General features: G+C 64.2%; 16 protein-coding genes. 5 read left to right on the top strand and 11 right to left on the bottom strand.

Features of this window, described 5'->3' with window-relative positions:
- Positions 1-11: 11 nt before the first annotated feature.
- From KF886_13550 to KF886_13535, 4 genes are all read right to left on the bottom strand, one after another.
- On the bottom strand, positions 12-1,505 hold the full coding sequence (locus KF886_13550; protein ID MBX3178380.1) for a hypothetical protein: 1,494 nt from the start codon (positions 1,503-1,505) through the stop codon (positions 12-14).
- Positions 1,506-1,569: 64 nt separating this feature from the next.
- Positions 1,570-2,385 (bottom strand): outer membrane lipoprotein-sorting protein, encoded by an 816-nt coding sequence (locus KF886_13545; GenBank protein MBX3178379.1) that lies wholly within the window; start codon positions 2,383-2,385, stop codon positions 1,570-1,572.
- Between the two features lie 282 nt (positions 2,386-2,667).
- Positions 2,668-5,481, bottom strand: a complete 2,814-nt coding sequence (locus tag KF886_13540; GenBank protein MBX3178378.1) for an MMPL family transporter — start codon at positions 5,479-5,481, stop codon at positions 2,668-2,670.
- Between the two features lie 329 nt (positions 5,482-5,810).
- Positions 5,811-6,812 (bottom strand): DUF3500 domain-containing protein, encoded by a 1,002-nt coding sequence (locus KF886_13535; protein ID MBX3178377.1) that lies wholly within the window; start codon positions 6,810-6,812, stop codon positions 5,811-5,813.
- A gap of 239 nt (positions 6,813-7,051) precedes the next feature.
- On the opposite strand from KF886_13535, the gene infA reads away from it, so the two are divergent.
- Both infA and KF886_13525 read left to right on the top strand, forming a co-directional pair.
- Positions 7,052-7,270 carry a translation initiation factor IF-1 gene (gene infA / locus KF886_13530; GenBank protein MBX3178376.1) on the top strand — a complete coding sequence of 73 codons (219 nt, stop codon included), beginning with the start codon at positions 7,052-7,054 and terminating at the stop codon, positions 7,268-7,270.
- Positions 7,271-7,451: 181 nt separating this feature from the next.
- A complete protein-coding gene (locus tag KF886_13525) occupies positions 7,452-9,008 on the top strand; it encodes a hypothetical protein (GenBank protein MBX3178375.1) in 1,557 nt (518 codons plus the stop codon).
- On the opposite strand, the gene KF886_13520 is transcribed toward KF886_13525, so the two are convergent.
- From KF886_13520 to KF886_13495, 6 genes are all read right to left on the bottom strand, one after another.
- Entirely contained in the window at positions 8,929-11,559 is a 2,631-nt protein-coding gene (locus tag KF886_13520) for a YfhO family protein (GenBank protein ID MBX3178374.1), read from the bottom strand. The genes KF886_13525 and KF886_13520 overlap by 80 nt on opposite strands.
- A complete protein-coding gene (locus KF886_13515; GenBank protein MBX3178373.1) occupies positions 11,556-12,401 on the bottom strand; it encodes a class I SAM-dependent methyltransferase in 846 nt (281 codons plus the stop codon). The genes KF886_13520 and KF886_13515 overlap by 4 nt, the downstream gene beginning before the upstream one ends.
- Positions 12,398-13,354: a glycosyltransferase family 2 protein gene (locus KF886_13510; protein MBX3178372.1), complete on the bottom strand. Its 957-nt coding sequence runs from the start codon at positions 13,352-13,354 to the stop codon at positions 12,398-12,400. Before KF886_13510 ends, KF886_13515 begins: the two co-directional genes overlap by 4 nt.
- Before the next feature lie 193 nt (positions 13,355-13,547).
- The gene (locus tag KF886_13505) at positions 13,548-13,994 is read right to left on the bottom strand and encodes an Hsp20/alpha crystallin family protein (protein ID MBX3178371.1); all 447 of its coding nucleotides are present in this window, start codon (positions 13,992-13,994) and stop codon (positions 13,548-13,550) included.
- 281 nt (positions 13,995-14,275) lie between these two features.
- On the bottom strand, positions 14,276-15,178 hold the full coding sequence (locus tag KF886_13500; protein MBX3178370.1) for a hypothetical protein: 903 nt from the start codon (positions 15,176-15,178) through the stop codon (positions 14,276-14,278).
- A 313-nt stretch (positions 15,179-15,491) separates the two neighbouring features.
- Complete coding sequence (locus KF886_13495) at positions 15,492-17,549, bottom strand: heparinase II/III family protein (protein MBX3178369.1); 2,058 nt, start codon at positions 17,547-17,549, stop codon at positions 15,492-15,494.
- Between the two features lie 927 nt (positions 17,550-18,476).
- Between KF886_13495 and KF886_13490 the strand changes: the two genes are divergently transcribed.
- From KF886_13490 to KF886_13480, 3 genes are all read left to right on the top strand, one after another.
- Positions 18,477-18,926, top strand: a complete 450-nt coding sequence (locus tag KF886_13490) for a hypothetical protein (GenBank protein MBX3178368.1) — start codon at positions 18,477-18,479, stop codon at positions 18,924-18,926.
- Positions 18,927-19,244: 318 nt separating this feature from the next.
- Entirely contained in the window at positions 19,245-19,991 is a 747-nt protein-coding gene (locus KF886_13485; protein ID MBX3178367.1) for an RraA family protein, read from the top strand.
- Between the two features lie 102 nt (positions 19,992-20,093).
- On the top strand, positions 20,094-22,097 hold the full coding sequence (locus tag KF886_13480) for a hypothetical protein (protein MBX3178366.1): 2,004 nt from the start codon (positions 20,094-20,096) through the stop codon (positions 22,095-22,097).
- A 171-nt stretch (positions 22,098-22,268) separates the two neighbouring features.
- On the opposite strand, the gene KF886_13475 is transcribed toward KF886_13480, so the two are convergent.
- On the bottom strand, positions 22,269-23,252 hold the full coding sequence (locus tag KF886_13475; GenBank protein ID MBX3178365.1) for a DUF3616 domain-containing protein: 984 nt from the start codon (positions 23,250-23,252) through the stop codon (positions 22,269-22,271).
- Between the last annotated feature and the right edge of the window lie 231 nt (positions 23,253-23,483).

Here is a 23,483-nt window from a genome sequence, read left to right as displayed (position 1 = left end):
ATCTGATCCCCTCAGAAAGAGAAGCGCATCGACGCGTAGACGTTGGTGGTTGCTTCGAACTGCCCGAAGAAGGTGTGGTCGTCCTGCCCGAGGAACACGTTCCCCCCTGCTTCCACGGTCCAGTGGTCGTTTACCTTGTAGGTGGCTTTGGGCCGCAGGTAGGCGTCCTTGTCGGTGGGGCTGTAGTATGCGAAGAAGCTGAGGGTGAGGTTCTGGTTCATGAGGAGTCTGGTGAGGCGCGCGGTGAAGACGTGTCGGTCCTCGTCGCGCTTCGGGAGGAACAGGAAGAAGGGGGAATTGGCGTAGGCGTCGTAGTCCATCATGTGTTCGAGGTAGTACTGGACGGCGCCGGTGAACTCTTTCGCGAGCTCCTGTTCGTACCCGATGAGAAAGCGGAACTCGCTGTTGTTCACGGCGAAATCCGCACCGCTCCGGTCGTCCCGCGAGTCGTAGTAACCGGCTTCCACGTTGAATATCCCCTTGCCCAGCGGGCCGCGCGCGCTCGCCCCATAGACGCGCAACCGCGGGTGGGTGGCTTCGAAGGGAATGAAGGACTGGCCGCCGGGGCTTTTCCAGAAGCCGTCGTAGGCGTAGAACGCGAGTTCGAAGCGGTTGACGCGGCGGTAGATGCGGAGGGCGATTTCGTCGTCCTGAAACCAGTCATTCGGGGGGCTGCTCTGCACCTGGCTGTCGCGCCCCGAGGGCCCGAAGAGCGGGTTGTGGTAGGTGACGCGGGCGCCGCGGATGAAACGGTCGCGATCGAATCGGGGCGTGTACACCACTTCGATGTTAACGGGGCCGGGGTACCAGCCGACGCGAAGGGCGTCGGAGGGGGCCTTGAGGTATTCCTGATCGCGGCCGAGGAAGTAGGACGGCCAGTCCTTGGGGAAGAGATCGTTGATGAAGAGCATATCGCCCGTACCCCAGGTGAGCACCTGCCGCCCGATGCGGATGTCGACGGTATCGAGCGGCGAGAAACTGAGGCGTAGCTGGCGGAGGTCGAAATGGCCCTCCTCATCCACGGCGTCCCCCACGAAATCGGCGGTGACTTCGAGGCTGGCGGCGTCCCAGAACTTCTTGCCTTCGAGTTGCAGGCGGGTTTCGCCGATGCTGATATCCCCCGGCTGTTCCGGATCGTTGTGGGTCCGCATCCCCGCGCGGGTTTCCCAGAAGCCGTGGAGCCATGGCGGCAGGCGATCGATCAAGCGCGTATCGCCGGACCCGGCTTCGGGCGCGGCGGAATCTTCCGGCGCATCGCCCAGGCCGGGCGGCAGTGCGGGCGCATCGCCGGTTTCCGGCCCGCCCAGGCCCGGTGGCAAGCCCGGGGCCTCCCCCCCGCCGAGGCCGGGCGGGAGCGCGGGGGCGTCGTCCGGTTCTGGCCCGCCGAGGCCGGGGGGCAACGCGGGTTCGTCCTGGGCGGCGGCGGGATTGAAGGGGAGGCCGACGAGCAGGATCAGGCCGCATGCCAGCAGGGAAATCGTGCGCGGGAGACGCGTGTGTATCATGATGTATGCCCTGTCATAACCAATGGGCGCGCCGCCGCCCAGCCGGGGGCGGCGCGCAACCGGACTACCTCAGGAACTGCTGGGGCGGCTTGCGCAGGTAGCGCTCCGTGAAGAGATCGTCGCTCAGGCCGACGCCGTATTCGACGCTTTCGTAATCCAGCCGCGTCGAACCGCCGGACTCGACGTCCACCATTTCCGACTTGGTCACGGTCTTGTAGACGGTTCCGTCGCTTCCCGTGATGTCCTTGACTTCGAGGACGCGGGCGATGCGGTAGACGTTGCCGCCCTTCTCAAACCGAATCTCGAATGGAATGAAGAAGTTCTTGTCAATATACATCGTGAAGGAGTCAAACTCCACCGCGCCCGGGTTCTTCGGCGTGTTCTTCAAGACGTAGGCGTTTGCCGTGGTCTCCACGAGTTCGTGCGTATCTTCTTCGATCCCGCGTCCGGAGACGTCCTCGTAGAAGAAATGGGAACCCACGAAACTGGTGCGCTCATCGCTCGCGGCGATCTGCTTGACCAGGTCGAGGGCGGGCAGGTAAAGCCAGCGGTCGTCCTCCTTGCCGACGTGCTTGTGCACCATGAAGACCGTGCCGCGCTCGTCGGCGGGTTCGGAGAAGTGGACGAGAAACTTCTGCTCGCGGTCCTGGTCGTCCGCGTTCATGCGCAGGATGGTGAAGGCCTTGGTTCGGGTGCGCCCCTGCTTGTCCTTGATGGTCATAGTGACCTTGGCGCGGCCATCCTGGCCCTGGTAGTAGGCCATGTGCTGGGCTTTCTGGACGATCTCGTCGACGCTGGGGGTCTCCTGGGCTGGCGCCGGGGCCGCGAGGAAGGCGGCGAGGGCGAGGGCCAGGGTGGCGTTGCGTATAGAGAGTTTCATGGCTGGTCTCCTTGACGTATTTGTCTCAACGTTCTGTGGATTTCAATAGCTACTGGGCGTAAAGGCCCTGGAGTTACAGGCTTTCATGACGCTTCGCGCAAACCATCTTGGATGAAATGCTGCTTCTGATTGTTGGCGCTCTACTGGAATCTCGCACGCTCAAGCCTTCGCGGCGGAGCCACGGAGCTTGAACGTGGCACCCGTATCTCCCTTTGAAATCTGAGAGCAGCAGCTGTGTTGATACTGCAACCTGTTTCTTTCGGGAGAGTTTTCTGAGCAGTGTCATGGCGCCTCCGTTTCGGCGGCTGGCCAGGTGCGGCACGAGCTGCGCCGGGCGAGGACCCAGCTGATCCCGGCGGCGACCAGAACGAGGGGCGCGATGGCGGTGAGCAGGGTGGCCCAGGTGACGCCCAGGAACGGGTGCGCGTTTACGGCGACGAGAAAGATGCCGATTACGCTTGCGACAAAGGTGGTTCCGAAACGGCATAGCATGGCCACCAACTGGGTTTTGGGGAACAGGAGCGGTTCCAGCAGGCGGATCAGCGAAGGTAGCAGCAGCAGCGTGGCCAGCCCGGAAACGAGAAGAATCGAGGCCAGGAAGATGCCGACGGTGACATAGGGAAGCAAGGGGGCCAGGAGCAGGGGTGTGAAGCCGACGGCGATGACCACGACGTTGCGCATGATCGCGCGGGCCGGCTCGCCGAAGACGTGGTCGTGGCAGGCGTCCCAGGATCCGTAGGTTGCATACAGGGCGCGGGATCGGGCGAGGAAGTGGATCGCGAAGTCGACCGCGAGGCCGAGGGTGAGGGACGAGAGCACGGCCACGGGCATGTCGTAGTCTTTGCCGATGATGCCGACAACACCGTAGATCAGCGCGATGGTCAGGGTCAGCGGGATCATGGAGAGCAGGCCCCAGAGCGCCGACCGGAAGAGGATGACCATCATGAAGAGGACGACCAGGAAGCTCCCGAGGAAGGCCTCGAGCATGCCGGCGACCATCTTCTCCTGCCAGACCACGTTGATGTAGGAGAGGCCGAACCACTCGTGTTCCAGGGGGACGGGCGGGGGGTTCTCCACCATGTAGCGGGCCACTTCATCCACGACGTGGGTCATATCCACGTTGTCGCCGCTGCGAAGCTGCACCCAGAGGCTGGTCTGGCGGTAGTCGGGGGTGACCAGCTTCCACAGGTCGTCGGGCCGGTGGCTGCTCTGGAACTGCATGAGGCACTGCGCGACGGCGGCGGGGCTGTCCGGGATACGGAAATTCTCCTCGCTGCCATCGATCAGTTCCCGGTGGACCGTGCGCACGATATCGGCGACGGAATTTGATTTGCCGACGACGCCGGTCGTTTGCAGATGGTCTTGGAGGCCGCGCATATAGCGGAGCACTTCGGGATCCTTGAAGGTTTCCGGTTTTCCGGAATCCGCCGCCCGGGCGGGCGCTGCTTCTTCCACCGGCGCACCCCCCAGGCCGGCGGGCAGGGCCGGCGCACGGTCGCCCCCCAGGCCGGCGGGCAGGGCGGGCGCGCTGTCGCCCCCCAGTCCAGCGGGCAGGGCGGGCGCGTCGGGCGTTTCCTCGGCTTCGGGCTGGCTGGTCCCCGCGAGGGCGGTTTCGGCGGACTCGCCGGGCGCGCGCAGTACGAGGTAGGCCATGTAGGTGCCGCCGAAGTGCTCGTTGAGGACCTTATCGGCCACGCGGATGGGGTGCGACTGTTTGAACCACTTGGTGGGGTTGTCGTTGATTTCGATATTCGCGATGCCGTAAGCCGCGACCGCCAGCAGGAGGACGGCGGCGGCCACGACGCCTTTGGCGTGGTGGAAGGCGAAATAGCCGATCCAGTGCAGGAAGCGCGCGATCGGCCCCTTTTCGATGGCCTCCTCCGCACCGGGCTCATGCACAAGCCCGAAGTTCTCCAGGCGCTTTTCCGGGATGAACATGATATACGCGGGAATGAAGGTGATGGTGAGGAACCAGGCCAGCATGATGCCCATGGCGACAAAGAGCCCGAAAACCTGTACCGGCGGGATCGGGGTGAGCGCCAGGGATGCGAAACCCGCCGACGAAGTCAGCGAGGTGTAGAGCATGGGTGTGAAGAGGTTGTCCATGACCTGCAACATGGTCTCGCGGCGGTTGCGCGTCTGCTGGTAGCGGTCGAAGAATTCCGACAGGATGTGGATCGAATCGAGCACAGCGATGGGCATGATGAAAATAGGGATCATCGAGCTCATGATGTGAATCGTGTTGCCGGTGATAACCAGCGTCCCCATCGTGAGGATGACGGAGGCCAGCGCAATCAGCATCGGCGATATGATCAGAGTGAGCTTCCGGAAGAAAAAGAGCATCAGGAGGAAGATGACGACCATGGCCGTCGGGGCCGAAATCGCCATCTGAACGAACATCTCATGGCCGAAGGTGTCGTTGGCCACGGGCAACCCGGTGATGAAGTAGCGCTCGTCCCCCTCGAAAGTGGCGATCCGGTCGCGGAGACTGGAGTAGACGTTGTAGCTCAGATCCTTCGAGGTCAGGGGCAGGTAGAGACAGAGCGCCCCCCCACTCTCCGAGAGCAGGGTGCCGTCGAGGAAGGGGATCCGGCGGGCCTTGTCGCGCACGGCGATGGCGTCAGACTCGGTGGCGGGGGGCCCGGGCATGAGCCACTCGAACTTCACGACGCCCGGGCCGCCCTGCTCGATATTGTCGACCGTTGACGGGGCGATGACATCCGCGCGGATGACGCCGGCCTGGGGATCGGTTTGGCCGATGGCCTCGCCTCGCAGCGTCTGCGCGTATTCGGTGAGCTCGTATATCTTGCGCAGGGATTCGGGGTTGAATACGCCATCGGGGTGGGATTCATTGACCACGCCGAGCACGACCATTTCGTTCAGCGCGAAGACTCTCTTCATGTCGTTGTGGAATACGCGGACCGCCTCGTCGCGGCTCAGCATGTTCTCGGGGTCGGTGTCGACCTTGACGCCGTTCAGCGCGGGGAGGGCATCGGGAAAGACGCTGGGCAGTCCGGCGAGGAGCGCAACGGCGACGCAGGCCGCGAGCAAGGCGGCGGCGACGAGGCGCGCGTGGTCCATGGCGGCGCGTGTCATCGAATCGCTGATTTTCATGGGGGGTATCCTTCCGAGCCCATAGGTGGGGCCACACGTGGACATATCGCAATCTCACGACATATTGTACACCGTTGTGGGGGGATTTGCAAATGTTTTTCGCTGGGCGTGTGGGGTGGGATTGGCGGGTGCAGTGTGGCGCCCGTGGCGCCCTTTGATATTTCGGAGCAGCTGCTCGAGAGTAGTGGCCTTACGCTGTCTCGGGCAGGATGCCCAACCTCCTGTTGAAGCGCTCGGGTGGAGTGTTCTTGGCGGGGATGGGGGCGACTTGCTCCGGGCACGTGAACGCGCCTGAGGCGCGTTCTTGTGGGTTAGTGGGGGTGGCGCGCGTAGTGGTCGCGGAGGAGGTCGCGGCCGAAGTCGCCGTGGAAGTCGCGCCAGACCGCGTGGACGTGGTTGGCGTTGTTCTGGGTGTTGTCGTATTCGAGAATGAAGGTCTTGCCCTGGATCCGGTAGTAGTGGCCCTGTCCTTTTTCGAGGCCGCCCATCCAGGCGAACTTCACATCGTCGAGCCCGGCGCGCCGTATGCGGGCAAGCCGCTGTTCGGCGATTTCGGGGCGCTGGACACGGGCGAAGGCCTCGATCAGGGAAATCATCCGGGCTTGAAACTCCGGCGCGAGATCGGCATAGCGGACGCCCCGGTCTTCCTGCGGTTCGGCCTCGCGCGAGGCTCCGGTCAGAATGTCGCGCGGCGCGGTGTCGCTCAGGATGGCCGCCGCGCGGGCTGCTTCGTCCAATTCCGTGACGAAGGCGCGTCCGAGGTCCTCGAGATCGCCGAGGGCGCGCGTGCCGGCGTGGGGGCCGTGCTGGACGTCGCCGGGGTTGCTCCCGAGGAACTGTGGGGTCGTGGCGATGGGCTTTCCGCCTACCACGGTCCAGTTGAGGGCGAGGTGGTGGCCTTCGTAGCGGAGTGCCCAGGTCCCCTCGGGTTCGGGGGTTCCGAAGACGAGGAAGTGGTAGGCGAGCGGGTCGCGGTGGGTCGCCTGGGGGCCTTCGATTTCGCGGAGCACGTTTTCGAGGTCGCGAATGGTCTCGGCGGTCAGAAAGCCCTGTTCGCTGAGGCCGGCCTTCAACACCGCCAGCGCGAGATCCCGCTGGGCTTCGTTGAAATCGCGAAAGGAGACGCCGGCGCGCTCGCGGGGGACGAAATGCCAGTTCCAGCGCTCGTCGGAATCGAAGGCGAAGGTCGCGCGGGCGCGCTGGCTGCCGTCGAGCCCGTCGAGAAAGGCGTTCACGGCGGTGGCGAGGTCCGCGGAGGGAGTTGCGGCGACGAGGCAACCCGCGAGGCACAAAAACGAAGTAATACCGGTCATTTATGGGTCCTTTTCGTGGGCCAGAAGGCTGGTCCGTGGAGCGCCATTGTGGCGAATTGAGGCCGAAGAGAGGAGCGTACGCCACGGCCCGCACGAAACGCAAGAGCGCGCTTGAAAGGGGCGGGCATTTTTGTGGTATACTCACAGAGGAGTATGCCCGGGGGACAAGCCGGTAGCGGCATGAGCGCTCCTGGATCCATTGACCCTGACGCATAGCAAAAAGGTATTGATCGCAACGTATGCAAAAAGAAGAATCCATCCAAGTCGAAGGTACGGTGGTAGAACCGCTGCCCAACGCCATGTTCCGCGTGCGGCTCCAGAATGACCATATGGTCCTGGCGCACATTTCGGGGAAGATGCGCAAGTTCTACATCCGTATCCTGCCCGGTGACCGCGTCACCCTCGAAATGTCCCCCTACGACCTGACCAAGGGTCGCATCACCTACCGGTACAAGTAGCCCTCTCCCCCGCCCGTTTCCTTCCGCCGCATTGCAGAGTTCGCAGGACGGTTGTGTCCGGGAACGCGGCTGGACGGACTTCCCGGCGGGGGGCGGATCCGCGCACCCCGGGCGGCCCTTGAATTCCACACCCGCTCGCCCTACCATACGGGCTTTGTGCCGCGGTCCGGGAGAGGCGCTTGTGAATCTGCTTACGCTCATCGCCATTGGGAAGATCCTCGTTTGCGCGGCGGCGATCGGGCTGCTGATTATTCTGCGGATCGCCCGCCAGCACCGGCTTCCGGATGTGGACCGGCGCGCCGGGATCGCCTTGGGCGTGCTCGCGATCCTCTCGGTGGCCTTCTTCCTCGATTTCGGCTATTACCCCAAGCATGGCCGCTTCATGAACCCGCACGGCTGGTATCACTACTACCTGGGGGCCAAGTACTCCGCCGAACTGGGCTACGACGACCTCTACAACGCCACGGTCGTGGCCAATACCGAGAACAATGGGCGCCTGATGCATGACCGGGTCCGCAGCATGCGGACCTACGCGATGGAACCCGCCGCGGACATCATGCGCGACGCCGAGCGCTACCGCGCGCTGTTCACCCCGGAGCGCTGGGACGCGTTCAAGAAGGACGTGGCGTATTTTCAGGAGATCACCATTCCACGGCGCTGGCCGGGCGTGGTGCATGACAAGGGGTACAACGCGACGCCGGTGTGGAATATGTTCGGGGCTTGGATCACGAACGCGACGGACACGGCCCAGCCCTTCCACATGCGGCTGCTCCTCTGGCTGGACCCGCTGCTGCTCGCGTTGATGCTGGGGGCGGTGCGCAGCGCGTTTGGAGCGCGCGTCATGCTGCTTGTGCTGGTCTATTTCGGGGCCCACTTCGCCTTCGGCATGTACGGGGTCAATGAAATCCGGGGCGCCCTGCTGCGCTGGGACTGGCTGGCTTGCCTGGGGATCGCGATCTGTCTGCTGCGGCTGGGCCACTTCAAGAGCGCCGGGGCGCTGGTGGCGGTTGCGGGGATGTCGCGTTTGTTCCCCCTGGTGTTTCTCTTCGGGATGGGCGCGCGCTTCGCTTGGGACATCTACACGAACCGTCGGATCGCGCGGCACTATGTGGAGTTTTTCTGGGCCTTCGCGGCGGTGGCCGTGGCGCTGGTGACCGCGAGCGTGGTCTGGGATGGAGGCCTGCAACACTGGCGGGATTTCCTCGAAAAGATCGCACTGCACGACGAGGACCTGGTATCGCAACGCACGGGGTTCAAATACGCCTTCCTCCACGCCTTCGATGGCATCGCGGGGAAGGAAGCGTGGTTTGGGGAGCACCAGATCGCGTGGCGCGCCTGCCAGATTGTGGGCTTGCTGCTTGCCTTCTTCGGTGTCCGGAAGCTGGAGGACTACGAGGCCGTGGCGTTTTCCTATGTCCCGATGTTTATCCTCAGCTCGCCCACGACGTACTACCAAATCGCGCTGCTGCTGCCGCTGTTTCTTTTTCTGCCGCGCCTGGACAGCACCGTGCGCCTGATTGGGGCCGCAATCTCCTTCGGGGTCGTCATCGCGTTCCACGCGTTCAACATCACGGGGTTTCTGGAGTCGCAGTATGCGTTGTCGGCCCTGCTTTCATGGCTGTTGCTCGCGTATTGCGTCTACCTGATCGGGGCGGGCCTCACGGCTGCGCGGAATCCGGCGCCTCCAGCAACGGCGCCGGCGACGGGCGGCGATGCTGATCCCGCCGGTAGCGAATGAGCAGCACGGCCATGGCTCCGAAGGCGCCCACCGCGGCGAGGAGCGAGATCGCCAGGCCAATGTAGACCGATCGCGGCCGAAACGCGAAGACGACCTCGTGCGTCCCCGGCGGCAGGGCGATCGCCTTGAAAGCACCGTTCGCGCGTTGAATCCGTGCGGGCTCTCCGTTGATCCAGGCAGTCCAACCGGGATACCAGGCATCCAGGAAGACCAGCATGGACGGCCTCTCCCCCGCCACTTCGACCGACAGCGCCATGCGGTTGGCGGAGAAGTCCCGGATCGCAATGTTTTGATCGCGATCCTCCGGGTCCACGGCCAGATAGGCGTCGGTGAGCCGGAAATTGCCCTGCTTCTCCGGCTTGATGGTCACTTCGGCGGTCCCCGCGCGCATATCGGGCACGGGGACCTCCAATACCCCCGCACCCCGGCCCGGGCGGTGCCGTAGGCCCCACGTGCGGGCCCCGTCTTCCCGGTCCACGAAAACGGTATCCACCTGTGCGGGGGTATCGCCGACGTAGTGCAGCACCAGCGCGCTGTGGAGCGCGCCGGAGGAGCCCGCGGAAACGCCCTCAATGGTCTCCGGGACCGTAAACAAGAATCGTGACCGCAGGGGCGTCGCGGGGTCGTTCACCTGCGCGGCGGCGCCGGGGATTTCGACCCGGATTGCGCGTTCCGACACGCTGGCCCAGGTCCCTCCCGGTCCGCTGTGGCGGGGGACGTCCAGCGCGGGCGCTTCGTCGAGGTAGACCACGGAAGTCGGGGGAAACAGATCGGTCTTCCCGGGCAGCGGGGCATCGTCCCACGCGGGAACGAGCCAGAAGAAGCGCTTCAGGAAGAGATTCCCCCGCGCATTTTCGGCGGTCGGTTCCCAGTCACGCACTTCGCGTTTGTTCAGCTTTTCCCGGAACTGGCCGCTCACGAGCACCCGCATGTCCGCCAGGTGCAGGGGGTCCACGCCGTTTATGGCGGGCCGCATGCTGTAAAGCGTGCGGTTGGGTATCGGATCCGTGCCGCGCCGGTTGGCCTGGGGGAATTGGTGGCCGGCTTGCAGCGGCGGGGTTTCGTTGAGGTGGCGCGCGATCATCCAGGGCACGAAGACGCTGTTCCACGCGAGGGTTTCGGCGAGCAACACGAAGGGCAGTAGAAAGGCGATCGCCCCCGCCGCGCGGCCCCGGAGCGCGATGGCGGCCAGCATGAGCAGCAGGCCCAGCGCGGGAATCAGGACCACCAGGCCCGACACCGGCAGGTAGCCGTGGGGGTGGGTCCAGCCCCAGAGCGGGATCAGCGTGACGCCGGCGGCATAAAGCAGGGCGACCGCGAGAAAACGCCGCGCAGCGGGCCGGGTCGCGGCGTCGCGGAGGGTGTCCACGCCGAGGCCCGCGAGCATGCCCAGGGGCAAGAGCGCGAAATCGAAGCCACGCGAGTAGGCCGAGGAGGAGAACGGGGTAACGAGGTTCACGAGTGAGGCAATCGGGAAGGGCGGTCCGAAGCCGCAATCGATTAAGGCGTAGGCGAGCAGCCCGAAGAGGGCCACGAGGCCCCGGCGGCGGTGAAAGCATCCGGCTACGGCGAGGAGGATGGCCGTCACGCCCGCCAGGCGCGCGGTCTCGGTTTCCCATTGGGGGCCGGCGTAAATCACGAGGCTCTGGTAGAGGCGCTTGATGTCCCAGGCCATCAGGTCGGAGTACATGCTGACCGACGAGCCCTTGTCGCGGGTGGAGAAGGGGGCGAGCTCGGTCACGGGAAGGAGCAATACCAGCGCGATCAGGCCCGCGACAGCCAGCATAGTGGCGAAGCAGACGGATTCCACGCCGACGCGGGCGAGCGCCGCGCGCCATCCGCGCCCTTCTCCGGCGAGGGAGGCCCGGTAGAGGAGGGCGTAGAAGGCAATGGTGACGCCGAGGTAGTTCACGATTTGCAGGAAGCCGCCGAGAATGGCCATGCCGAAGAGCAGGCCGGCGGCGAGGGCGATGGCGAATTTGAGGCGGGCTTCCCGCGCGTCGATGGCGGCTTTGACCAGGATGAGCAGAAACGGCAGCCAGGCCATGGTGTAGAGGAAGTGGTACTCGCAGGCCCGCCGCACGATGAGGGCGCTGCATACCCAGGCGAGCGCGGCCACGAGCGCGGCCGGGAAGCTGAGGCGGTGCGCGCGCGCCAGGAGCCAGGTCCCCCACCCCATCGCGAGCAGGTGCAGGCCGACGAAGATTACGAGGCTGATGTTGGTCGCGAGCGGACTCACGGACGGCAGGAGCAGGCTCCGCAGCAGGTTCAGCGGGTAGAAAACGAAGGCCTGCGGGTTGGCCGCGTTCGGCAGCCCGCAATAGACCATGGGATTCCAGAGCGGGAGTTCGCCCTGGCTGAGGCAAAAATCGAGATAGAAGGTGATGGGGCCGTAGTAGCGGAAGATGTCGTAACGTCCCGCAATGTCCTCCGGTCCGGAGCGGAGCACGTGCAGGAAGGTGAGGGCGAGCGCGCCGGCGATGATAATGAGCGCCGCCAGGGCCAGCAGGGCCTCGCGCAGCCGGGGATGTTGCGAAAAACACGCCCTCATTCGGCGGCGCCCTTCCGCGCATACACGGTCATCAGGTCGAAGGTGTTCACCGGAAAGGAAAAGTCCAGCGCGCCGGCCCGATTCAGCAGGCGGTAGAGGCCCGCGGTCCATCGATCCGGGGGATGGCCGATCAGGCGGTAGGCCACGGCGTCCGCGCTCCGCCAGAAGGCGTGGTGGCGCACTTCCACCTCGACAAAGCCCAGCCGCGCGAGGAGGGTCCGCATGGAACGGGCGGTGAAATAGTGGAGGTGCGTGGGCGGGTGAATGAGCCGCCATTTCTCCCCGCGCACGCGGGCGAGCCACGCGCCGATGTCGCCGGTGCTCAGGGCGAGGACGCCGCCGGGCCTCAATTGCTCCGCGGCGCGCGCCAGATAGGGCGCGGGGGCGGCGAGGTGCTCGATGGTATCCCAGAGGCACACGACGTCCTGGCCCATGGGGATATCAAGGGTCAGATAGTCGCCGCAGGTCACCTGCTGGCCGAAAACGTCGCGGGCGCGGGCGGCGGCGTGATCGGAGATGTCGCAGCCGGCCACGGCGTAGTATTCCCGCGCCTCCTGGAGGAAATTGCCGTACGCCGAGCCGATTTCCCAGAGGGCGCCGCCCGGGGCGCGGGCCGTGAGCTCGCGGAGGCGCAGCCGGAAGTTTCGACGGAGCGCGGGCGCCTCCTTTTCGTAGTCGAGGTATTCTTCGCCAAGGAAGTAGTTTTCGGCGTAAAGTGCGCGGAGTTCTTCGTCCGACAGGCGCATGTCCGCCCAGACATGGGTGCAGTCGGGACACCGAAGCAGGCCACGCAGGTGCGGGACGGCGTCCGCCCCTTCACAGCAGATGCAGGCGCCGCTCATGGCGAATCCGTTTCGCGTGGCCGGGGTTTGCGGAGGATATAGATGGGGCGCTGTTTCTGCTCCATGTAGCTGCGGGCCAGATACTCGCTGGCGATGCCGATGGCGAAGAGCTGGGCGCCGCCGAGTAGCATCATGACCAGGATGATGCTTGCCCAGCCGGGCGTGAGGGCGAGACCGGCCCACCAGGCCCAGAGGACAAAGGCGCTGTAGCACGCGGCGAGCGCGATAACGATGAGCGCCATCAAGAAGGAAAGGCGCAGGGGGCGCACGGAGAAGGACGTTAGGCCACTGAGCGCGAAGGCCATCATCTTGAAGAAGCTGTACTTCGTTTCGCCGTGCTGGCGCGGCGCGGACGCATACGAGACGCACTCGCAGGTGAAGCCGACCCAGTGCACGAGGCCCCGCACGAAGCGCACGCGCTCCGGCAGGCTGTTGAGCGCATCCACGGCCTGGCGATCCATCAGGCGGAAGTCCGCCGCGCCCGCGGGCAGATCGATATCCGCGAGCCAGCCCAGGACCCGGTAGAATCCCGCCGAGGATTGGCGCTTGAGAAAACCTTCCTGGCTCGACGGCTCGCGCAGGGTCTGAACGATATCGGCGCCGGCCTTCCAGCGCGACACCAGATCGGGGATTAGCGCGGGCGGATGCTGGCCGTCGGCATCCATGGTGACAACGGCGCCAGTGGCCCGGGCGGCCTCCAGACCGGCGCAGAGCGCGGCCATATGGCCGAAGTTTCGGGAGAAATGGAGCGCGCGCACCCGGGGATCCGCCGCCGCCAGCGCGTCGATGGCTTCGGCCGTGCCGTCCGCGCTGCCGTCGTTTACCCAGATGACTTCCCAAGGAGTCTCCAGCCCATCGAGGACTTCGCGAAGCGCCTCGGTGAGGGGGCGCACATTGTCCGCCTCGTTGCAGGCGGGCAGTACGACAGAAAGCGTGGGAAGCGTAGATTCCATGGGGCCTTCAGCGCGTCTCGCGCCGTGTCATCGAACGGGTTTGGGTGAAACTCCCCGCAGCATACGAAAGGCGCCCGTAATGATGCAAAGCGCACATGATGGCACGCGATCCAGGGGCGAACGAAAAACGCCCCCGCCGCGCCCGGAGGAGGCGGCGCGGCGGGAGGCTTCGCATGGCCGGTGTGGCAGGCTGTTAGCTCACTTTCACGTCAATCTGCCGGGGCTTCGCGGTTTCCGGCTTCGGCAGGGTCACCGTGAGGACGCCATTCTCGAATCTGGCCTCGACCTTCGCCGCATCCACGCCGCCGTTGATCCGGAAGTTCCGCTCGAACTGGCCCTCGGCGCGTTCGTAGCGGCGGTAGCCCGTTTCAGCCACGCGCTCGGGCCGCTTCCGCGCGCCCTTGATGGAGACCCGGTCCTGCACGACCTGCACCGCGATGTCTTCCTTTTTCATGCCGGGGAGATCGGCCTCGAGGATGTAGGCGTCCGCGGTCTCATAGATGTCGACCGGGGGCATCCAGGCGCCGGGGTTGGCGTGGCCGTGGAATACGCGTTCGAGGTGGTTTTCCAGGTCCCGGAAGCCGGCCCAGGGCGACAGGGCGTTGCAGTTGCTGTTGGACTTGCAGGTCATCGCGTTCATAACTCAAACTCCTTCGTTAACTCAGTGCCTGAAACTTGATGTAGTCTGCGGCTCCGGACCATCCGGTGGCCGCGCTGTCTGCGTGTTCTGTCAGGCATAGAGCGAAGGCCGTGCCAAAAGTAATATAAATCTTTAAGGCATTGGAAATAAGCACCTTACAAAATAAGCTGTTTGAAATCCCCCCTGTAGGGTCTGGCGCGCTATGCTCTACTTTACATCGGGCGCTTCAAAATGACACACACCAATGCGTTTGGCAGGCAAAATCTATCGCTGACCTGCTGCTACGTTGCAGCCAATGGCGAATCCGGTTCGGCAGGTCTGAACAACAGTGGCTTCATCAGCCCGTACATATTGAGTCCGAGTATTCCGAACATCCAAAAGGCGGCGCCATAGCGCGCGACATCGATATGTGGATACCCGGGTGCGGCGGACCACTCCATGGCAGTATAGAGTGCAGCGGAATCAACGCGTGTCAACGTAGTCATGATGGACCCGCCGATTACCACGCTGAATATTGAGGAGAAGAGCCACGTCCGCTTCCATTGCAGCCCGTGTGCGACAGAGAGCAAGAGCATCCCGAGCGCAACTAGGCTGGCCAGCTGGGCGCCAATCGGGCCAGGGAGCATTACGCCAAAGAAAAGGAATGGTGTCCCCAGCCAGGCGTTGCAGCCCAAAATTAACGCGGACACCGCATACAGACCCGACAGGACCAGGGCCGATGTCGGGTGGTCCCTCGACCAGCGCCTTCCCGGCCCTTGTTCTCCGGCGTTCGCGATGGGTTGAAGAAAGCTATAGGCAAGGGCCAACCCCAAGGGAATCAGGACAAAAAGAAGCAGCCTTACAAGAATTGCAAATGCCATAAGGCCACAGACTTGGCCCACCCATACGTCACCGTTGTCGGCCGTGTGCGTCATTCTCGCCGTACGAATCAGCTTCTCTCCAAAGACTTGCCACGCACCAAAAGCGAAGCAAAGCCACGCCGTCGCTTGGGAAAGCGAACAGGCCCACGGTGAACTCGCCATCACGCCCAAACCGAGCGCGCATAGCCAAAGGCCCATGGTTCCGAAGAGAATTCCTATCACGAAGTCGGCAGTTGGCCAGAGATTTAGAAAAACTATGCAGCAAAAGATACCAACCAAAGTCTGGAAAAGACCGCACAGTTTCAGGAGCCAATGACTCGCCATGTTATGGGGTAACTCCAGATTTATCTGCACACCTTCTTGACGCTACGCTATTCGCAGGCCGCTAATTGCGCACACCACAATGAACCATGAGCAGGTCGAACGGTCGACCTCACCTCGATAGTACCCGAAAAAACAAAAACTCTCCATAAAATATGCGTCGGGTTTGCCGACAATGGATGTCGCGGCATCCGCCAGGCGTTTCCAGAGACCCGCCCTAAACCGACGTCGGCCCGGTTCATGTGCGCGATGAATCGCCAACGCGCGCCGCGCAAACGACGGGTCATTGCAGAAAACCTCTGAGAATCCAACAGATTTACTCTCCTCCCACCGCCACCTGCCACAACGCTGTGTCATCCAGCGCCACCGTCAATCCCGCCTCCTCCAAGTCAACTGAAACCAGTCCCTCCGGCGTTTGGATCGACCATATGTCCCTGGCAGGTGTATCCTGCCACACCGGATGCGACTCGTTAGATTCAGTGACCGAGAACATCGAAATGACCCGACATTGATCCGCTTCCGATCTTGCTTCGATATACGGCTCATACCGTTGCGCGAATTCTTCCCCGAGTCTGTGTTTGTTGTAGGGGGGCTCATAGGCATGCTGTCCGTTGGATAGACTTCCATTCCCAGCGATCTGCACCATCCGGCCGATCAACGTCACGCCACCACTCGCGCATCGAAATGAACCATCCGGCGCGGGCTCGACTGGCTTCGCCAGATGCCAGCGCAGGCTGATTGGCTGCACTTCGGGCAACTTCGCCGTGTCCAGCACTACCACGGTCCGGGGCAGCAGGTGGACGACGGTCCGCGTGACGGTGTAGCCCTCGCCGTACACCGCGCCGAGATCGAAGGTCCAGGCGGCGCCGCGGTCTTCGTCGAACTCCGCGTACACCGTCGCGCCGCCGGGATTCTTCTCGCGGGCGTGGACGCCGCCGAGTTCGTTCTGGCCGAACACGAAGACGTTGTGCCCGAACTGCTGGTAGTTGTAATAGCGCTCGGTGCTGTCCTTGGGGTAGCCCGGCGGCGAGCCCAGATCCACGATCAGGCGTTCGCCGTAGCCATCGATACAGACCTGCCCCCAGTCCGCGTGGCCGTGGTGCGCTTCGCGTCCGGACTTGCCATAGACCACGGAGACGCAGGAATCGGGATCCCAGCTGCTGCGACTGCTCACGAGGTGGCCCTGGTAGTGGTAGGCGCGGCCGAGCGGGAGGACGCCGGCGGGGGATTTCGGTTCGAGGGTGGCGTCGTAGTAGAGCAGCTCCATGGCGCGGCGCCGGTGCGACTCCAACATCTGGGTGTGGTATTGCTCATAGAACCATTGGAACACGGGGTTCCGGGTGGCGGCCGCCACGGCAGCCACGGGCGTGACCACGGGGGGCATGTCCGGGGCGGGATCGCCAAAGCCCGCCACGCGCCCGGGCGGGAAGGTGAAGTGCATGTACCACGTGTAGAATTTGTCGAGCGAATGCCGGTCGAAGGGCTGGTCCTCCCCGCCGCTTGCGTAACGCATGGCCATGAAATAGCCCACGACCGAGAACATCGACCCCGCGTACTGCACGCTTTCGTTGAACTCGCCCTCCGGGCCGAGGGCGTCGAGGTAGGTCTCCATCATGGGCAGCGAATTCGCTACGAGCATCGCGCTGTCCGGGTGATCGAGGCCCAGGGCCATGCCGGCGACGCCGAAGCCGCCGAGCACGACGGTCATCCAGTTGCTGTGGCGGCGGCTCCAGTGTTCTCCGGCCTCGAGGCCTTTTTTGTAGGGCGTAATCGCGTATTCATCGAGGCCGTCGAGAATGGCCTTCCGTTCCTCGGGTGTGAGCTGATGGTAGAGCCAGTCGTAGGCGAGGGCCACGGGCAGCACGAGTTGCCCGTGCCGCAAGTCCGCGTGCATTCCCTTGTTCAGGTGCGCCTGGTCGGACCATTCCGGCCACTGCGCTTCGTCGAACAGCGCCATTATCTGGTTCAGGGTGGCGTCAACATAGCGCCGGTCCTCCAGCACGAGCCCCACCAGCGCGGTGTTCAGAATGCGGCTCGCGGCCTGGGATACGATCCCGTAGGAGCGGTTGAGCACGACGCGCTCGCCGTTATCCATCCGCACCGGGGTCACGGGCGGGGATTCGAGATCCGCGTCCACCGATTCGCGCAGGGCCTCCCAGAGTTTTTTCGCGTGGCCCGACTGAATCCCCGCGCGGAGATCCGCCACGGAGCGCAGCCCAGGGACCGGCGCGGCGGTGATATACATGGATGGGCGATCCCGAGGCGCGGCCAATTGTGCGGCTTTCGCGGCGTAGTCGGGTTCGGCGGCGCGGGTGCTCAACGTGAGGAAGAGGAGGATGGCGATCAGGATTGGTTTCGGAAGGCGCGTGCGCATGATGGGCCCCTTGCGTTGTGCTGCGATTGATTTGCATGGTAGCGCATCAATGGCGGAGGGGGCAAAGGCGATCGGCCACAAACGAAGCGGGGATCACCACGAAGGGCACGAAGGTTAACAGAGAAGAGCTTTAACCGCATAGAACGCAGAGAGCGCATAGGGTGATTTCTTGCAGGCAGACGAATTGGGTGGATGCATGGGAGCGTTTTTTGACCTCGAATGAACACCAATTGACACGAATTCGCCTGGTGCAGCCGCGGGCCGCGATCGGGATTTGTGACCACACAGATGGTTGAGAAGAACGACGAAGGGAGGACGAGACCCGGGGCGGGATGTGGGAGTATGGCGCGACGGGGATTGGTTTGGGAGCCACATAGAGCCCAAAGAACACAGAGATCACAGAGATCACAGGGGAGTCTATTAATTGATCACCACGAAGGGCTCAGGGCGGCCGTTGGCCGAAACCAAAGGAAGTTGAACCGCGAATCAACGCGAATGGACACGAATGAGGAAAAGACGATCAGACTTTGGGAATCCGAGGCTGTGTTCACGACCTCGATGGGGTGTTCGAATCCGGCGCTCACGCTGCCTCAGCCTGGAAGGCCAAGCCACGTTGGCGCGCGTTGACTGAAGCGAGCGGCATGCCGAGGCCGAGGGCGATTGGGAGTTGCGTGGGCGATCGCGGTTCCGGCGGGGCGTCGGTGCGATCGGGTGGTTGATTGGCGCGCCCGAGGGGGCCATAATGGAGGTGTGAGCATGGCGCAAATCGCGCCGTGCAGAGGATGGATAGCGTGGATTGGAACACTTTCGATAAGACGGCCTTCTCCGTGTGCGACCTTGGCAACGAGGGAACCGACCTGGAATACTGGCTGAGCCGGACGCCGGCAGAGCGGCTTGAGGCGATCGAATATATGAGACGGATGGTGTATGGCTACGATCCCGCTACCGCACGTATGGAACGAGTTTTTGAGATTGATGATCTCAAATGACGTCCGGTACATGCTTGTCGGCGGGATTGCGGTGGTTTACTACGGATATCCCCGCGGCGCCGGAGGGATACACTTCTGGGTCGATAATACATTGGACAACGAACGCGCAGTGACCGCCACATTGGAAGCGTTTGAAATCCGCCCTTCTGAAACATTCTACGAGGCATTCCGGAAATGGGGCAAAGTCATCCGGCTGGGGTGTCCGCCGCTGCGCATCGAACTGCTCACTGGCATGGAGGGCCTGATATTCCAGGCATGTTACGCGCGGCGGGGGAAGGCCAGATTCGACGATATCGAAGCCGATATCATCAGCCTGGAAGACCTCAAGGTAAACAAGCGCGCACGAGGGCGGGCGAACGATATGGACGATCTGGCAAACCTTCCGTAGGGCGATCAAAATCCCTCCATTAGCTTCCGGACGATACGCATTTGGATGCTCGAAACGCGCGTGAGGGGTTGTTCTGCCGGCGCCGCGCGCTGCCTTGCTCCAGGCACACGAATGCCGCCGGAGGCGGCAATCGCGTGGCACGAAAAGGGGGATTTTGCGCCGATCGCATGGCGCCGCAATGAAGTCGGCGCCGGTGGTTCTGGTTTGCCCTCCCCCTCCCCGCGGTTTAATCCGACGCCCGTATCCTGCTAGAGTTTCCGCAGTCCGCCGGGCGATTGTGGTTCCCGGCGTCCAACCTCTGGATTCGAAAGCGCCGCCATGCCCCTCTCCCACGCCGAACTGCTGGAACTGAAACGCTGGAACACCCCGACGATTTACAATGGCTGGGAGCAAATCACCCGGCATGATCCGGCCGCGGACGGGTTTAATCTGGAGGCGTGCACGGATTTCATGCCGCAGATGGGCCCGATGGTGGGGTATGCGGTGACGGTGGTCTGCGAGCCGGGGAATCCCGCGCACAAGGCGGAGCATCCGGACGCGGTGCAGGCGTATCTCCGCTATATCGCGGAGCAGCCGGGTCCGAAGATTGTTGTGGTGCAGGATCTGGACAAGCCCCGGGTGCTGGGGTCGTACTGGGGCGAGGTGAACGCGAATATTCACCGGGCGCTTGGGTGCGTGGGCACGATTACGGACGGGGCGATCCGCGATTGGGACGAGATGTGCAACGCGGGCTTCAAGGCGCTGGCGGGGCGCTTCTGCGTGGGGCATGCGCACAGCTGGCCGGCGCGCTGGAATTGCGAGGTGGAGGTGTTTGGCCGCCGGGTGCGCCCGGGCCAGATTATCCATGCGGACAAGCACGGATTTCTCGTTGTTCCGGAGGAGGACGAGGCCGGGCTGCTGGACGCGGCGCGCTTTATGGACTCCAACGAGTGCCGGACGGTAATCCCGGCGGGGCGCGGGGCGGCGGGGAAGACGACGGAGGAGATCCTGGCGGATATGCGCGCGGCGGGCGCGGCTTTTGGCGCGGCGGCGCGGGAGAAGTTCGGCAAACGCGGGGAGTGGTAGGCGGATACGCGGCGCCCGTGGCTTGCATCGGCGGTGTGGCTCCCGTAAGGTGAGAATGGATTCAACGTTGCGCGCCACCTGATCATGAGGAGGGCCATTCCGATGCGCCTGTGCTGTATTTTTGTCACCTTCTTTCTCCTGTCCGGGCCGTTCGCGGGCGCCGCGGGCCTCGAAGACCGCATTTCCCGCGCGGGCAACGCGCCGTCGGACGCCGCGCGCCTGCTCGTGTTGCAGGAACTCGCGTCGGATCCGAACCTGGACGATTCTGTCCGGCGGGATGCGGCGCGGCTGGCGGAGGAGGTGGACCGCTACATCAACAACCCGCGGACGGACTATTTCAGCCGTCCGGTGCTCGACACCGAGGACTACGATTTCGGCATCGCCGCGGATTCACCGCTGTATCCGCTGACACACCTGTATCGCGCGCGGATGCTGATTTGGGTAACGATGGAGTACGGGGGCTATTGGAAGGACCCCGCCGTTCGCCGCGCGCGGCTGGACCAGGTGCGGGGGATCTTCGAGCAGGCGCACGAGGCCTTTCCCGCCGAGCCGCTTGCCCGGATGTACCTGGGCGAGCCCGTCCCGCCGCCGTCGGCCTATCCAGCGCCCGCGGATGCGCCCGCGTGGGCCGTTGCGCAGCGCGAGGGCATCGAGCGGCTGACCGATATCATCCACTGGTGGATCGATCACCGCCAGCAGGCGGACGGGCAATACGGCGGCGACTGGGGCGACGATTGCGAGATGTGGCGCTTCTGGCCGGCGATCCTGATGGGCTTCGAGGACGCGAAGGTCCGTGCGGCGCAAGAGAAGCTCTCGCGCGGGCTGCTTTCCCAGAAACACATGCAGGGCGGGTACACCGACCATGTCTATGACGTGGAACACACCGCCGAGGACTCCTCGGATGTCCTGACGCCGATGCTGCACCTCGACCCGGACAGCGCGGAGTGGCGGGAGCGGTCCATGCGGCTTGTGGAGCTGGCGGAGTCGCTCTGGATGGGCCGGAACGAGCGGGGGCAGCTCCAGTTCAAGAGCACTTATTTCTCCGTGGACCAGGTCGACGAATCCCCCAAGCGGGCCTGCGACACGGTGTATCACCCCCGCGCGCTACAGCCCGTGACGATCCTGTGGCAGCGCACCCGCGACCCCGGCCTGACGCGGCTTTTCACCGACTGGATGGACACCTGGGCCGACGCCGCCGCGCGCGAAGAGCGTGGCAAGCCCGCCGGGGTCATCCCCAGCGCGATCCACTGGCCCAGCGGTACGGTCGGCGGAACCGGCGCAAACTGGTGGGACCCGGAAAACCACACGAACGACCCGCTGTATGTGTTCCCGAGCGCGATGTCGCAGATGACGCACACCCTGCTGCTGGCGTGGCACATTACGGGCGACGATAAGTACCTGGCGCCGGTTCGGAGCATGGCGGCGCTTCGCCTGAAGTACACGTTGGAACCCCCGGCTACCGAGCCGGCGCCGGGTTCGGAGGCGTGGTGCGCGATGAAGATGGGCGATCAGTCGAGCGTCCTCTCGAAGTACCGGCTGCTCTCGGGGAGCACCGAATTTGACGCGCTGCTCGCCGGGAACGCACCGTACGCCCAGTTCCGGTTCCGGGGTGAGAAAGCGCCGCTCGTATCCGCGCTGGAACGCACCGCTACGGCGCTGGGAACCAATTTTCCCGGCTTCACGAGTGAGGTGCGCTATACTGATCGCGTACTCCGGTTCCCCACGCTCTACGGCGCGAACGGGATGTACCCCGAGGCGGTCGAGGGCATCGAATCGCCCGATCCGATGCTCCTCTACGCCACGATCACCGGGGACCCGGGCACGGCGGGCTATTTTCCGCTGAATGCCGTGCGTTGGAAGACGCCGCCGCGCAATATTGCGGCGCTGGTGACCGATTCGAGTCCGGATGGTTTCGAGGCGCGGATGTATCACTTTGGCCCGAAGCCGCGCGCGATGGGGGCCGAGTTCTACCTTCTCCGCGAGGGCGTATACCAGGTGCGGATCGGAGACGAAACGCAGGCGCTGGACGTCACGGGCCCGCGCGCGGAGATCGCGTTCACCCTCCCGCCGCGCGAAACGGTTGTGCTGCGGGTCGAGCTGCTTTAGGCTGGAGGGCTTGGAGGCGCTTGGAGGCGCTTGGAGGCGCTTGTTGCTGGCGTTGTTCCGCTGAGCGGAACGGTCGGCATTCCCACGGGGGACCGTGGGAACGAGTTCGGGGTGGAGGACCGTGGGAACGAGTTCGGGGTGGTGGGGGTCGTTATGCGTGTGGCGGGGTCGTCAGCCGGGCAGGAAGAGCACTTCGGAGACGTGGCTTTCCCCGTCTCCGTCGAGCACGACCATCAGGTTTCCGCCTTGATCGGCGGGTAAGCGGCAGACGCCTTCCGGTTTTTTCCGGGCGACCGCCGGGTCAAACGCGTGCACTTCGACCAGGCCGCCGCCTTTCGCATCGCAGCGCCACAGCGCCACCGGCCCCCCACCGCCGTCTACCGAGGGTCCGCTGATCACGAGCAGGGTGTTCTCCACGGGGTCCCAGTCCAGCGCGCGGATGCCCGCGCCGCGGAGATCCAGCACGAGAATGTCGGCGTTGAGCGGCCCATTTCCGCCGAAGGCCGCTTCGGCGTCCACCACGCAGATCAGGGCTCCGCCGGTGGGCGCGAGCGGCCCGCGCAGGCCGATAAACAGCCGCCCGTCATGGTAGGCCAGCCCTTCGAAGTTCAGGGCGTCCACGACGTTCTCGCGGGTCAGCCCGAGGGGGACGCCTTTCTCCTCCAGCGCGGGCGCCAGCCGGTCCAGGAGGTTGTAGGCCTCGCCCGAAACCTTCAGCTCGGCGTCTTTCGGGCTCCATTTCGCCTGAATGAGAAACTCGCGGTCCGGGCGGCGCTCCCCGTCTTTTCCATTGTGGGAGCCGATGAAGAACACCTCGCGGCGCCCGTCGCTGGCGATGTCTTCGAAATCCTGCACGGGAAAGAGCTTGTCGCGGTCCGCGAAGGGGGCGCGATCCTTCTTCTTTCGCTCCAGCTTGACGGATCGCAGCGGCAGGGGGCGCGCCGCGGTATCGGGGCAGAAGAGCACGGCGCCGATGGCCTCGTCCTCCACAACCAGCACGCCGCCTTCCACGACGGCGCACCCGGACAATTCCGGCGGCGGCGCCTGGACGGCGACCAGCCCCGCTTCCGTGCCCTTGCTTATCGCATTCGCCCGCACCTGCCTGTCCTCCATGTTGCCGCACCCGGATCCGAGCGCGAGCAGCGCGATAGCCAAGGCAATCGCATTTAAGCTTCCTGTCCGAGCCGAGCGCCATACAAACCAGCTGAAATGTTGAAAAGGGCGCGTGTTGGAGCGCTGGCATCCTTGCCGGCAGAGATGCCGGCGCTCCAACACGCTCACTTTCATTGATTCAAGGCTCCAAATCAACTCAAGTTTACGTCCAAATGCCGCGATCGGGTTTAAATGCGATTGCCGTGGTGCGATAGCCGCGCCCATGCGCGCCGT

It is taken from the genome of Candidatus Hydrogenedentota bacterium (genome assembly GCA_019637335.1).
Lineage (GTDB): Bacteria > Hydrogenedentota > Hydrogenedentia > Hydrogenedentales > JAEUWI01 > JAEUWI01.
Note: the sequence above shows the minus strand (reverse complement) of the source record. Positions and strands in the feature narration are given on the sequence as shown.